The sequence below is a fragment of the Streptomyces europaeiscabiei genome (genome assembly GCF_001550375.1).
Lineage (GTDB): Bacteria > Actinomycetota > Actinomycetes > Streptomycetales > Streptomycetaceae > Streptomyces > Streptomyces europaeiscabiei.
On sequence record NZ_LRTR01000829.1, the window covers coordinates 50,040 to 62,952 of the forward strand.

Annotated in this window: 13 protein-coding genes; 8 read left to right on the forward strand and 5 right to left on the reverse strand. The window is 68.5% G+C overall.

Features of this window, described 5'->3' with window-relative positions; genetic code table 11:
• Positions 1–95: 95 nt before the first annotated feature.
• Positions 96–1,508, forward strand: a complete 1,413-nt coding sequence (gene aspA, locus AWZ10_RS41475; RefSeq protein ID WP_046703181.1) for an aspartate ammonia-lyase — start codon at positions 96–98, stop codon at positions 1,506–1,508.
• Between the two features lie 53 nt (positions 1,509–1,561).
• Entirely contained in the window at positions 1,562–2,296 is a 735-nt protein-coding gene (locus tag AWZ10_RS41480) for an SDR family NAD(P)-dependent oxidoreductase (protein ID WP_046703182.1), read from the forward strand.
• Between the two features lie 44 nt (positions 2,297–2,340).
• Here the strand turns inward: AWZ10_RS41480 and AWZ10_RS41485 are convergent, their stop codons facing one another.
• The gene (locus AWZ10_RS41485) at positions 2,341–3,234 is read right to left on the reverse strand and encodes a LysR substrate-binding domain-containing protein (protein WP_060893666.1); all 894 of its coding nucleotides are present in this window, start codon (positions 3,232–3,234) and stop codon (positions 2,341–2,343) included.
• Between the two features lie 110 nt (positions 3,235–3,344).
• Here AWZ10_RS41485 and AWZ10_RS41490 point away from each other — a divergent pair, with 110 nt between their 5' ends.
• From AWZ10_RS41490 to AWZ10_RS41510, 5 genes are all read left to right on the forward strand, one after another.
• Positions 3,345–4,538 carry a four-carbon acid sugar kinase family protein gene (locus AWZ10_RS41490; RefSeq protein WP_060893667.1) on the forward strand — a complete coding sequence of 398 codons (1,194 nt, stop codon included), beginning with the start codon at positions 3,345–3,347 and terminating at the stop codon, positions 4,536–4,538.
• The gene (pdxA, locus tag AWZ10_RS41495; protein WP_060893668.1) at positions 4,535–5,524 is read left to right on the forward strand and encodes a 4-hydroxythreonine-4-phosphate dehydrogenase PdxA; all 990 of its coding nucleotides are present in this window, start codon (positions 4,535–4,537) and stop codon (positions 5,522–5,524) included. The genes AWZ10_RS41490 and pdxA overlap by 4 nt, the downstream gene beginning before the upstream one ends.
• Positions 5,525–5,567: 43 nt before the next feature.
• The gene (locus AWZ10_RS41500; RefSeq protein WP_060893669.1) at positions 5,568–6,227 is read left to right on the forward strand and encodes a HisA/HisF-related TIM barrel protein; all 660 of its coding nucleotides are present in this window, start codon (positions 5,568–5,570) and stop codon (positions 6,225–6,227) included.
• 246 nt (positions 6,228–6,473) lie between these two features.
• Positions 6,474–7,562: a homoserine dehydrogenase gene (locus AWZ10_RS41505; protein ID WP_060893670.1), complete on the forward strand. Its 1,089-nt coding sequence runs from the start codon at positions 6,474–6,476 to the stop codon at positions 7,560–7,562.
• Positions 7,555–8,985, forward strand: coding sequence for an aldehyde dehydrogenase family protein (locus AWZ10_RS41510; RefSeq protein ID WP_079104651.1), 1,431 nt, complete (start codon positions 7,555–7,557; stop codon positions 8,983–8,985). Before AWZ10_RS41505 ends, AWZ10_RS41510 begins: the two co-directional genes overlap by 8 nt.
• A gap of 72 nt (positions 8,986–9,057) precedes the next feature.
• On the opposite strand, the gene AWZ10_RS41515 is transcribed toward AWZ10_RS41510, so the two are convergent.
• Positions 9,058–9,519, reverse strand: a complete 462-nt coding sequence (locus AWZ10_RS41515; RefSeq protein ID WP_079104652.1) for an Lrp/AsnC family transcriptional regulator — start codon at positions 9,517–9,519, stop codon at positions 9,058–9,060.
• Positions 9,520–9,908: 389 nt separating this feature from the next.
• On the opposite strand from AWZ10_RS41515, the gene AWZ10_RS41525 reads away from it, so the two are divergent.
• Complete coding sequence (locus AWZ10_RS41525) at positions 9,909–10,601, forward strand: endonuclease/exonuclease/phosphatase family protein (RefSeq protein ID WP_060893673.1); 693 nt, start codon at positions 9,909–9,911, stop codon at positions 10,599–10,601.
• Between the two features lie 199 nt (positions 10,602–10,800).
• Here AWZ10_RS41525 and AWZ10_RS41530 read toward each other — a convergent pair whose 3' ends face one another.
• From AWZ10_RS41530 to AWZ10_RS41540, 3 genes are all read right to left on the reverse strand, one after another.
• Positions 10,801–11,061 carry an ImmA/IrrE family metallo-endopeptidase gene (locus AWZ10_RS41530; protein ID WP_060893674.1) on the reverse strand — a complete coding sequence of 87 codons (261 nt, stop codon included), beginning with the start codon at positions 11,059–11,061 and terminating at the stop codon, positions 10,801–10,803.
• Positions 11,062–11,209: 148 nt separating this feature from the next.
• Positions 11,210–11,515: a GntR family transcriptional regulator gene (locus tag AWZ10_RS41535; protein ID WP_159058547.1), complete on the reverse strand. Its 306-nt coding sequence runs from the start codon at positions 11,513–11,515 to the stop codon at positions 11,210–11,212.
• Between the two features lie 523 nt (positions 11,516–12,038).
• Entirely contained in the window at positions 12,039–12,872 is an 834-nt protein-coding gene (locus AWZ10_RS41540; protein ID WP_060893676.1) for an IS5/IS1182 family transposase, read from the reverse strand.
• Between the last annotated feature and the right edge of the window lie 41 nt (positions 12,873–12,913).

Sequence of the window (12,913 nt, forward strand, 5' to 3'; positions counted from 1 at the left end):
TCACGGGGATGTCGTCACGGGGGCCGATTACGCAGTGATGCTGCCGCCCTTCCACCCATGCCTGAAGTGCTCCGAGAAAGGAGGCCCCTCCCGCCATGACCGCCTCAGTCACCCGCAGCGAACACGACCTGCTCGGAGACCGGGACGTCCCCTCCGACGCGTACTGGGGCATTCACACCCTGCGCGCCACCGAGAACTTCCCCATCACCGGCACTCCGATCTCCGCCCACCCGCATCTGATCGACGCCCTGGCCGCGGTCAAGGAGGCCGCCGCCCTCGCCAACGAGGAACTGGGCCTGTTGGAGCCGCGAAAGGCGAGCGCGATCGTCGAGGCGTGCCGGGAGATCCGCGCGGGCAAGCTGCACGAGCAGTTCGTGGTGGACGTCATCCAGGGTGGTGCGGGGACCTCGACGAACATGAACGCCAACGAGGTGATCGCGAACCGGGCGCTGGAGCTCCTGGGCCACGGGAAGGGCCGGTACCGGCACCTGCACCCCAACGAGGACGTCAACCTCGGTCAGTCGACCAACGACGTCTACCCGACCGCCGTCAAGGTCGCGACGGTGTTCGCGGTGCATGAGCTGCTCCAGGCGATGACCGTGCTGCAGGAGGCTTTCGCCCGCAAGGCGGTCGAGTTCCGCGATGTGCTGAAGATGGGCCGTACGCAGTTGCAGGACGCGGTGCCGATGACGCTCGGGCAGGAGTTCTCCGCGTACGCCGTGATGATCGAGGAGGACCGCAGCCGCCTCGCGGAGGCGGTCGAGCTGATCCATGAGATCAACCTCGGCGCCACCGCGATCGGTACGGGCCTCAACGCCCCCGCCGGATACGCCGAGTCGGCCCGCCGTCACCTTTCCACGATCACCGGGCTGCCGCTGGTCACCGCCGCCAACCTGGTCGAAGCCACCCAGGACTGCGGGGCGTTCGTCCAGATGTCCGGGGTGCTGAAGCGGGTCGCGGTCAAGCTCTCGAAGAGCTGCAACGACCTGCGGCTGCTGTCGTCGGGGCCGCGCGCCGGGCTCGGCGAGATCAACCTGCCGCCGGTGCAGGCAGGTTCGTCGATCATGCCGGGCAAGGTGAACCCGGTGATCCCCGAGGTCGTCAACCAGGTCGCCTTCGAGGTGATCGGCAACGACGTCACCATCACCATGGCCGCCGAGGCCGGACAGCTCCAGCTCAACGCCTTCGAGCCGATCATCCTGCACTCCCTGTCGGAGTCCATCGCCCACCTGCGCGCCGCCTGCCTCACCCTCGCCGAGCGCTGCGTGAACGGCATCACCGCCAACACGGAGGCGCTGCGCGCGAGCGTGGAGAACTCCATCGGCCTGGTCACCGCCCTCAACCCGCACATCGGATACACGGCCGCCACCGACATCGCCAAGGAAGCACTCGCCACCGGCCGCGGCGTCGCCGAACTCGTCCTGGAAAGAGGACTGTTGTCTGTTGAGACGCTCGCGGACCTGCTGCAGCCCGAAACCGTCGCAGGCCGCGGCCAGGTGCTGGCCTGAACAGACAGCCCACGCTCGACGACGAAACCACCACTTCTTGGATCGGAACGAACATGAGACTCCAGGACGTCAACGCCGTGATCACCGGTGCATCAAGTGGGATCGGTCAGGCTGTGGCCTCCCATTTCCGCCGGGAGGGGGCGAATCTCCTGCTGACCGGACGGCGGCCCGAGCTGCCCGAAAACCATCCGGAGGACCTCTACCTCCCGGGCGACCTCAACGACGAGGCTTTCGTCTGCGAGCTCGCCGACCGAGCAGCGAACCACCTGGGCGACGTGGGAGTGGTCGTCCTCTGCCATGGACTGCAGGCCTCCAGCCCGCTCGAAGAGATGACCTACGACGCCGCGCGCGACGTGCTCCACGGCAACCTGCTCAGCGCGTTCCTGGTCATGAAACACCTGATGCCGCTGGCTCCCGAGCCGGGAGCGTCGATCGTGTGCGTCAGCTCGCGCCTCGGCATGGTCGGCATGCCGAACCAGACCCTGTACTCCGCAGCCAAGGGCGGCCTCATCGCACTCGCGCGCGGCGCTGCCATGGAATGGGCCTCCCACAACATCCGCGTCAACGTGGTGGCGCCAGGTCTGACCGCGACGCCGATCATCGAGGCTTCGTTCCAGCGACGTCCGGATCCCGCTGCCTACCGGCGCGTGAGGGAGGACTCCATCCCGCTCCGCCGGCTTGCCACCCCCGAAGAGGTCGCCGACGCGGTCCTCTTCCTCGCCTGCCCCGAGTCGTCATACGTCACCGGCGCCGTGCTTCCCGTGGACGGCGGCTACACGGCGTTCTGAATACGCCTGTCCCCAATACACCGGAATCGTGTCCTGGGAATGCCCTAGGAATCGTTCTCGAGCTGGCTCGTCTGGGCCCGCAGCCATGCCGTCAGCCGGTGGACGCGTCCGTCTTGCTCGGGTGATTGACGGCTGAGGAGGTGGTAGCTGGTGCCGTCGGGGACGAACCCGAAGGGTGCGACGAGTTGCCCTCGCTCCAGGTCGTCGCGGGCAACGGCATACGGGGCGATCGCGACCCCGACGCCTGCCGCGGCCGCCTGGAGGGTCAGGTAGAAGTGTTCAAGGGTCTGCTGGGAGGCGGGCTCTGCTTCCATGCCGGTGATACGCCGCCAGTCGTCCCACGCCCGCGGACGTGTGTCGGTGTGCAGAAGGACTACCTGCGACACACTGGCGGAGCCGGTCAGGCGGGCCGCGAGATCGGGTCGGCAGACGGGGCCGATCCGCTCTGCGAACAGGCGGGTCCGGCTCGCCTCTTCGGGGAACGGGAAGTCGTCCCGGCGGATCGCGAGGTCGATGTCGTCCCGCTCGAAGAAGACGGGGCCGCCGCCCGCGGACAGGTGGACGGCGACGTCCGGCACGTTCACGGCCAGATCGGGAAGCCGGGGAATGAGCCATCGCATCAGGAGTGTGGGCTCACACGAGAGGGTGAGCGGTCCTGCGGGTGTGCGGTGTGTGATCTGCCGGGCTGCCGCATCGAGCTGATCGAGTGCGTCCCGCACGACGGCCGCCAGCTGGCGTGCCTGTGGGGTCGGGTGCAGGGCGCGTGTCTGCCGCTCGAACAGTGATATTCCAAGGGACCGTTCCAGGTTCTGGATCTGTCGGCTCACCGCGCCGTGCGTGACGTGCAGTTCCTGTGCCGCCGCGGTCATGCTCGCGTGCCGGACGGTCGCCTCGAAGGGCAGCAGAGTATTCAGAGGAGGAAGGTCCGGCCATCGCATGCGTGAATTCTACTCACAGGTCTTGTGAGAATGAATCGTTTGTCCTGCTCTTTCATCTGAATGACTATTGATCTGGTCACAGGGAAGAGCGGCTGACGGAGAGGTGGGGCATGACATCCCGCAACGGCGTACGGCAGGAAATTGTCATCCTGGCGGATGACCTCACCAGCGCGGGGGACGGTGCCGGGCCGTTCCGCCAGGCAGGCCACGACGCCCGGATACTGCTCACCACCCCAGCAAGCGTGCCGCGGCACGCCGTGGGCGTGAGCGCGGTCGACCTGGGGAGCCGGGTGCTGGACGAGGAGGCCGCCGCTTCGCGTACGTGGCGGGCGGCCCGCCTGTTCGCCGGCTCCGAGTTGCTCTTCAAAACCGTGGATTCCACCCTGCGCGGTCATGTCACGGCAGAGGTCCGGGCTGCATGGGCGGGATCGGGGAGGCGGGCCGTCGTCATCGCTCCGGCCTTCCCCGCGGAGGGCAGAGTGACGGTGGAGGGGGTCCAGTACGTGCGGGGCGTACCGGTCCACAAGAGCGACTATGCCCGCGACCCGGTACACCCCGTGCGCTGCTCGGACCTCACCATGCTGTTCCCGAAGGCCGTTCTCGCGCTGCCGGACCGCGCAGCCGAGCTGCCCGAACTGATCGAAAACGGTGACCTGATCGTCTGCTCCGCCACCGAAGACGGCGACCTCGACAGTCTGGTGGCAGCGGTGCCGCGGCTTGACGACGTGTTGTGGGTCGGCTCCCCGGGTCTGGCGGCCGCCCTGGCCCGAAGGTGTGCACGCGCTACGGGCAGCACCGCATCACTGCCGGCCCGAGCCCGACGTCCACTGATCGTGGTCGGCAGCACCAACCCGGCGACCCGACGGCAGTTGGCCACGCTGCACACCAGGGCGGACGCCCAGGGTGTCACCGTCAGCGCCGATCCGGCCCCGGCCGTGGAGACGCTGCGAGACCTGACGGCCCCCATCCTCACCCTGCAGACACCCGATGAACGCCACACGCCCCAGACCGCGCAAGTACTCGCCCGCTCCCAGGCAGCGGTCGTCAAGGCGCTGACCGAAGACCACACGGTCGACGCACTCGTCATCACCGGGGGAGAAACGGCCACCACCGTGCTCCAGCCCCTCGGCGCTACCGGCATCGACCTGCTCGACGAACCCGAACCCGGCGTCGTCCGTGGATCCCTGACCGGCTCACTCCCCCTTTCCGTGCTGATCAAGGCAGGCGGCTTCGGCGACGACGCCCTGCTCCTGCGCCTGTGCCACCTCATCCGACAACGCCCCGACCCAGGAGAGCACACATGACCCCGATCGCCATCACCATGGGCGACCCCTGCGGAATCGGCCCCGAGATCACCCTCAAAGCGTTCGCCGATCCCCGGCGCACCGTGCCCGTCATCGTCATCGGCGACATGGACGTCCTCGACCGCGCCAACAAGACCGCCGACACCCAGCTCGCACTCCGCCCCATCTCATCGGTCGAAGAGGCGACGTTCGCACCCGGCACGGTGGACGTCCTCGCCGAGAACGGCCTTCCGGCCGACCTGCCCTGGGGCACACTCGACGCCCGAGCCGGAGCGGCGTCCTTCCAGTATGTCCGCCGCGGTATCCAGCTCGCGATGGCCCGCGAGGTACGGGCTTTGGTGACCGCGCCGATCAACAAGGAAGCGCTGCGGATGTCCGGCGTGCCCTTCCCCGGTCACACCGAGATCCTCGCCGACCTGTCCGGCACCACGGACTACGCGATGATGATGGCCACCGACGAACTGCGGATCGTCCTGGTCACCGTGCATCAGTCACTGCGTACCGCTATCGACGCGATCACCACCCCGCGTGTACTCGACATCATCCGCCTCACCCACCGCACACTCCAGCGCAGCGGCCTGCCCGCCCCCCGCATCGCCGTCGCCGGCCTCAACCCCCACGCAGGGGAGAACGGCCTTTTCGGCCGCGAGGACCTGGACATCATCACCCCCGCCATCCAGGCCGCGCAGAGCGAAGGCATCCAGGCCAGCGGACCCTGGCCCGCCGACACCGTCTTCATGCGAGCCCGTGCCGGAGCCTTCGACGCCGTGGTCGCCCAGTACCACGACCAGGGCCTCATCCCCGTCAAGTACCTCGGGATCGAACACGGCGTCAACATCACCATCGGCCTGCCGTTCGTCCGCACCAGCGTCGACCACGGCACCGCCTTCGACATCGCCGGTCTCGGCACGGCCGACCACACCAGCCTGCTCGCCGCCCTGACCCACGCCGACCGCCTGTCCTCAGGGGCACCGGGCCGCCCCTGACCCACCGACTCACATCAGCCCCGGAAAGGAACCGAAGGACACCATGGACTTCATCTTCATGCTCACCCGCGACGACCGCACCGTCACCGACTGCCTCGAGGTCCTCGACACCATCGAGGACCTCGGCATCACCCACATCGGATTCAAAGACATCGGTGTTGACCCCGACACCCTCTCCAAGCTCCACACCCGCATCAAAAACATGGGCGCCACCACCTACCTCGAAGTCGTCAGCACCCACCGGGACCAGGCACTTGCCTCCGTACGGACGGCCACCGAACTCGGCGTCGACTGGCTGATGGGAGGAACCTGGATCGAGGAGACCCTCCACCTCCTGTACGGCACATCCATCGGCTACCTGCCCTTCGCCGGAGAACCCCTGGGGCACCCCACCCGCCTGGCCGGCAACGCGGACCGCATCGCCGACGACTGCCGACGAGCCGAGGCCGCCGGCTGCGCCGGCGTCGACCTCCTCGCCTACCGCGCCACCGATGCAGACCCTCTCGACCTGGTCCGCGCCGCCCGCGCCGCCACCACCGGCCGTCTGGTCGTCGCCGGCTCCATCACCAACAGAGACCAGATACAGGCACTCGCATCAGCCGGAGCCGACGCCTTCACCATCGGATCCGCCGCTTTCGACGGCACCCTGCAGCCCCACGCCGGCACCCTCCGCTCCCAACTAGCCCCCGTCGTGGGCCTGTAGCGAGAACCGACCCCGGAAAAACAGAAGGAAGCGGCCAACAGCGCCCCGTGCGTGCGGGAGTGGTTGCCGCTTTGCCGTCACTGCACGGCCTCGTGAGTCGCCGGACCCAGGGTGGGCGAATCGTCATCACAACGGTGCAGATCGACATGCCGTGCGGTCGTTGCGGCATGGAGCGGGTGACAGGCCGGACAGTGAGGCTTTGAGCAGCCGCACCGTGGAGGCGGCGGACTGCGAAGGAGCGATCTCATGGGCCGATACGATCTCGCCCTCATCGGCTTCGGTGGCGTCAATCGCGCGCTTGCCGAGCTCATATCCCAGAGCGGGGAGCGCCTGGCCAAGGAGCTGGGCTTCTCCCTGCGGGTGGTGGCGATCACCGATCTGCGGGCCGGTTCCCTGGTGGACACCGACGGCATCGATCTGGCGCCGCTGCTGGCCGGCGAGCCCGGGGAGCTCAACTTCGCGGGCCTGGCCGGTGGTAGTGCGGATCCGCGCAACGAGTGGGTGATCCGTGAGGTCCCGGCCGACATCGTCGTGGAGGCGACGTTCACCAATCCCACCGACGGCGAGCCTGCCCTTTCTCATGTGCGCTGGGCTTTGGAGTCGGGCAAGCATGTGTGCACCACCAACAAGGGACCGGTCGCACTCGCCGGCCGCGCACTGAAGCAGCTGGCTGCCGAGCGTGGTGTCGGCTTCGAGTTCGAGGGCTCGGTCCTCAGCGGCACCCCCATCCTGCGCACCGCCGAGCGCATGTTCGGCGGCCTTCAGATCACCGGCGTCCAGGGTGTCATGAACGGCACCTCGAACTACATCCTGGGCCGCCTCGAAGAGGGCATCGAGCTTTCGGCGGCCATCGCCGAAGCGCAGGAGCTCGGGTACGCCGAAGCGGATCCCACCGCGGACATCGAGGGCCATGACGTCCAGCTCAAGGTCATGATCCTGGCCAACGAGGTCCTCGGCGCCGACCTGCGCCGCGAGGACGTCTTCTGCGAGGGCATCTTGGCGATCACCCCGCACGAGGTGCGGGACGCGGCCTCGAAGGGGCTGCGCTGGAAGCTGGTCGGCTCCGCCACCCGCCATGCGGACGGCAGCGTCGATGCCCGCGTCGCTCCGCTGGCCCTGCCCGCCCAGCACCCGCTGGCCGGGATCTCCGGCCCCCTCAACGCGGTCGCCTTCCACACCGACCTCCTCGGCACCGTCACGGTCTGCGGGCCGGGCGCCGGCCGCATCGAGACCGCCTACGCCCTGCTGTCGGACATCATCGCCATCCACCAGCGGCACACGGACGACGACACCGCCCCCACGCGCCCCGTTCTGAAGGAGACTCACCGTGTCTGACACCGCCGTGCCGCCCGGCATCGAACTCGGCACCGACACGACGCCCGTGCGCAACCCCTACACCGGCGAGGTCATCGCCTCGGTGCCCACCGTCGACGCGGGCGCCGCAGGCGGCATCCTGCAGCAGGCCAGGTGCGGGCGCCGCACCGCGGCCGCGCTGTCCCGCGCCTCCAGGGCAGCTGTCCTGGAACGCGCCGCCCGCCTGATCGAGCGGCGCGCCGAGTCCTTCGCCCAGCTGATCGTCAGCGAGGCCGGCAAGACCATCACCCAGGCCCGCAAAGAAGTCGCCCGCGCGGTCAACACCCTGTCCCTGTCCGCGGCCGAGGCACGGCGCAACGCCGGCGAGGTCATCCCCTTCGATTCCTATGAGGGCTCGGAGAAACGGCAGGGCTGGTTCACCCGCGAACCGCTGGGCATCATCGCCGCCATCACTCCGTTCAACGACCCCCTCAACCTGGTCGCCCACAAGCTCGGCCCAGCCATCGCCGGCGGCAACGCGGTCATCCTCAAACCGTCCGCGCTGACGCCGCTGTCCGCGCTGCGCCTGGTCGACACCCTCATCGAGGCCGGCCTGCCCGAGGAGATCGTCACCGTCGTCAACGGCAATGCCGGCATCGGCGCCGCGATCGTGGCCGCCCCCGACGTGCGCATGGTCTCCTTCACCGGCGGATTCACCACCGGCGAGGCCATCTCCCGCACGGCCGGCCTGAAAAAGCTCGCCATGGACCTGGGCGGCAACGCCCCGGTCATCGTCATGGACGACGCCGACCTGGACGAGGCCGTGACCTCCTGCGTCTCCGGCGCGTTCTGGGCCGCGGGCCAGAACTGCATCGGCACCCAGCGGATCCTGATCGGCCGCAAGGTCTACGAGCGCTTCCGCGACGCCTTCGTCGCCCGTACCGCGCTGCTGCGCGTCGGCGACCCGCTCGACGAGCGCACCGACGTCGGCCCCATGATCACCCAGGAGGCCGCGGCCGCCACCCGGGCCAAGGTCGACACGGCTGTGGCCGAGGGCGCGGTGCTGCTGTGCGGCAACGACGCCAACGGCTCCCTGTACGCGCCGACCGTCCTGGAAGACGTCCCGACGACCTGCTCGATCTGGCAGGAGGAGGTGTTCGCCCCGGTCGTCGCGCTGCAGCCGTTCACGTCCTTCGAGGATGCCATCGAGCAGGCCAACGCCATCGACTACAGCCTCCACGCGGCCCTCTTCACCTCGCGCCTGGACCACGCCCTGAACGCGGCCCGGCTGCTGGAAGCCGGCGGAGTCATGATCAACGACTCGTCCGACTACCGCTTCGACGCCATGCCGTTCGGCGGATTCAAGTACGGCAGCATGGGCCGCGAGGGCGTGCGCTTCGCCTTCGAGGAGATGACCCAGCCCAAAGTCGTCTGCATCAACCACCTCACTGACGTGGTCCAATGACCCGAGCGCGAGTGGCGAGACACTGAAGATCCGTCCTGCAGCGCAGTGGCCGGGAGCAGGCCACCGCGCTGCTCACCCCGCCGCCACAGAACTCCGCTCTCCTCGCGGCCGGTTGACAACCCTGGACAAGGTGAGCGCCGTGACCGTGTCCCGTACGCCGGGCATCTCGGCGATGTCCTCCCAGATGTTCCGTATGCGTTCCAGCGAGGCCGCCTCCAGGCGCACCATGATGTCGAAGTCGCCGCTGAGGATTTCACAGATGGCGACCTCCGGAATGCGTTTGAGCGCGGCCAGGACATCGCCGCCACGCATACGGTCCTGGCGGTAAACCAGTACGAGCGCCGACACCACGTCGCTGGTGTCACCGCCAGCTCGGACGATGGTGTAACCGGCGACGTGCCCCTCGCGCTCAAGCCGTTCGATGCGCTGGCGCACCGCGTTGCGGGACAACAGCACTTTGCTCGCCAGTTCGGAATGCGAGATGCGGCCGTTGCGGGTCAGCTCGGTGATGATCTTTTCGTCGATGGCATCCACAGCGGACCGTCTCCTTCGCGAATCGGGCGAGGTTGCATTTCCCAGGGCATGCGGCGCGGTGGCGACACCCGCTCAAACCTGCCTTCGAGGCCTCACCTCACATCGGCAGGATCCCTCTGAGAGCTGAATGCCGAAGAGTGGAATGATATGCCAGGATGTGGCACATATAATGGCGGTGACCTGGAGGGCAGTCAAGGGTCTCGGGCGCCGAGCGCCGAGGCGCTGGCCGGCGAGATCGCCGACAGCGACCCCCACCTCTGGGTCTGCAGGAAGCCGTACTCTGGCGCAGCCAGACCCCGGCCGGACCGGGCAGCGCCACCCACATCGAGTACGACTTCCTGCAGATCCTCCTCGACAAGCTCTCCGCCCAGAGCAAGCACTATGCGGCCGTGGCCACCGTAGGACTCAGCGACTTCGAGGCACCGCGGTCCACGCCTGCCGGCCTGCAGGACATCCGCCTCACCGACCGCAACGTACTCTTGGCCCGCACCGACCTGCCCGCGCGGGTCTTCTCCGTGGCCAACCCGAAGTGGGCGCAGTTCCAGAACCACGTCCCCATCTGCAGCCCGGTGCTGGGCTGCCCGCCCAATGACCCCCTCCGGTTCCTGAGCGGCTGGGTCGCTGCCGATGCCACCCTGCGCGGGCACACCACTCGGGTGGTCAGCACCCATCTGGATCCCCTCTCCCGCACTGTCCAGGAGGCGCAGGCCGACGAACTGCTCGACGGCCCGCTGGACACCGGACTTCCCACCGTCCTCCTCGGCGACCTCAACTCGGCCGCCGGTGGAGTCGGCGCAACACCGGGTACCGCCACCCAGACTTACAGCCACCTGCTGGCTGCCGGCTTCACCGACGCCTGGACCGCAACCCGCGGCCGCAACCCCGGCTTCACCTGCTGCCAGACTCCCGACCTGCGCAACCCCACCTCCAGCCTCAGCCAGCGCATTGACTACGTGCTCCTCCGCGGCAGCGTCAACGCGCTGACGGTCACCCTGGTGGGCCACACACAGGCAGACCGCACCCCGTCAGGCCTGTGGCCCTCCGACCACGCCGGCGTCCGGAGCGTGCTCCAACTACGCTGAGTGACGGCCGCGCAGGCCTTGAGCTCGCGGCGCGAGCCCAGAAGTCCACCGGCATCACGGCATGACGAAGGGCTCCACCGTCAGTGGTGGAGCCCTTCGTTCGCCCGAGTGGGGTTTCGAACTCGTGGCTGCCCTCACCACGCTCCCCGAAGGAGCGCCCCGTCGAGAGGGGACCTCGGCCTGGGGAATTACGGGACGCTCAAGGCCTCGGTCGTGAGGAAATCCGTGAACGCTCGCACACCAGTCGCAGCACTGGCGTGCTGTCGCCGGTGGCGTCGCCGTGCAGCATCAGGTGGCCGAGTTCGTGTGCCGCGGTGAAGCGATGGCGGTAGACGTCGTTGGCCCGGTTACGGGTGAGGACCACCAACGGGCGCGCCGAACGCGCGGAGAACGCATCGACCGTCGCGGCGGAATCATCGGCTTCCGCCGGCAGTACCACCACGATGCCGTGCGCTTCCATGCGCCGGACGAGATGGGTGACCGGGCCGTCATCCCGACGAACGCGGCTACGCCATGGCCCACCTGAACGACGAACGCCGTGCTACTGACTGAGGGGGTGTTGGTTCAGGCGCCGGACTTCGGCTCGTGGGGGCTCCACGGCGGGCCGGCTACTCGCGCCGTGCGAGGTCCTCGAGGGTGGGCTGGTATCGGGTCACGTACGGGTGGCCGCTGTAGTCGACGGTGACCGTGTGCCGCAGCACGTCGTCGTCGGCGTCGTAGAAGACGCGCTCGATCTCCAGACAGGCCCGCTCGGTGGAGATGCCGAAGTCCTGCGCCTCCTGGTCGTTCACCTGCCGTGCCTGCGTGCCGGTGACCACCCGCACCGTACCGAAAGGCGCATTCGGCGGCGGCTCGACGGTGCCGCCCAGCCGTCCCCGCTCCTCCCCGCCCTGCATCTCGCCTCGTTCCGCCATGGCTGACACCGTACCGAGCGCGACCGTGGCAGTGACGGCTGTGATCAGCTGTTCTCCTGCTGGGCCTTGACGTGCGCCAGTCGGTAGGAGTCGGTGCCGGTCTCGATGATGTTGCATGGAGCGGCCCCGGCCTGGACGTATGTTCCCGGGCCTGGCCCCGCCCGCACCAGAGTTCATGGGGTGCAGGGATGGGCGGATGTTCGTTCCCGATCGGTCAGGATCGGGGGGCTCGCCTGGGTCGAGGGGTCCAGCCGTGGCACCAGCAGTCGCAGCGCAGCGTCATCAGCGGTGCCTCCCACGAGGGCGCGCCCTCCCGCCGGATCACGCCGGGGCCAGAGCAGGTGCATGCCGTGCTCGCACTCCGGGGCCTTCTCCGCCGCCGTCACGGCTGGTCCGCCAGCGGGGCGAGATTGTGCGCTATGAGCCTCCGTCAACTTGAATTCGCAGGTCAAAGGGCTGGTGTGACCGGTTCTCGGGGTGCTCACGCTGGTCGTCGGCGGCTGTCTGCGGAGCAGATCGTCTGTCAGCGGTTGACTTCGAGGTTCGTCAGAACGAGCAAGGCGCGCAGGAGGCGTGTCGCATGGGCGGGGTCGGTGCGGAGCTTGGTGAGGGTCCGCCAGTTCTTGAGGTGGGCGAAGCCGTGCTCGACGGGTGCACGTCCGACGGCGAGGACGCGGTTGGCGGTCTTCTGGCCGGGTGTGAGCTTGTGGGTGCGGCTGGCGTGGAAGCCGGTGATGATCACGGGGTCGCGTGCGTCGTTGTCCAGGCCGCGGAAGCCGAGGTCCGCCAGCGCTCCGAGGCCGGCGGCGCGCAGGTGGGCCAGGATGTGGTCGTGGCGGGCGGCGGTGATGTCGTGAGTGCGGCCGGGCCGGGCGGCGGATATCCAGATCAGGCGGCCCTTCTCGTCTGTCAGGGCGAGGAAGTGCAGGCCGTGATGGTGGTTTTTACCGGAGTAGTTCCGCCTGTTGGCTTTGCCGGTGCGGCGCTGGGTGGAGATGAGGGTGCCGTCGATGAGGACCACCTCTTCGCCTTGCTTGGCGACCTTCCTCAGGGCACGGTCCAGACGCGGTGCCTGGGCGGCGAGCAGCCTGATCAGCTCGTCCCGCCAGCGGCGGACGGTGGACTCGGACACGTCGTTGCCGCCAGCCATGTCGGCCAGGCGCTGGTCGTGTCGCAGTACGGCCAGGACGATCACCGCGATCTTCCCCGGCTGCAGGATCCGCCATCGGGACCGAATCGCCTTCAGATGGCGCCTGAGCAGATCGGCGAGATGGTTGACGGTACGCGTGGACAGCGGCAGACGGCACTGGTAGACAACCGGGCAGGTGTCCTCGGCGCGCTCTTTGGTATTCGTCACACAATTCCAACGGCCGCCGGAGGCGCCGCGGTTACGCTTGC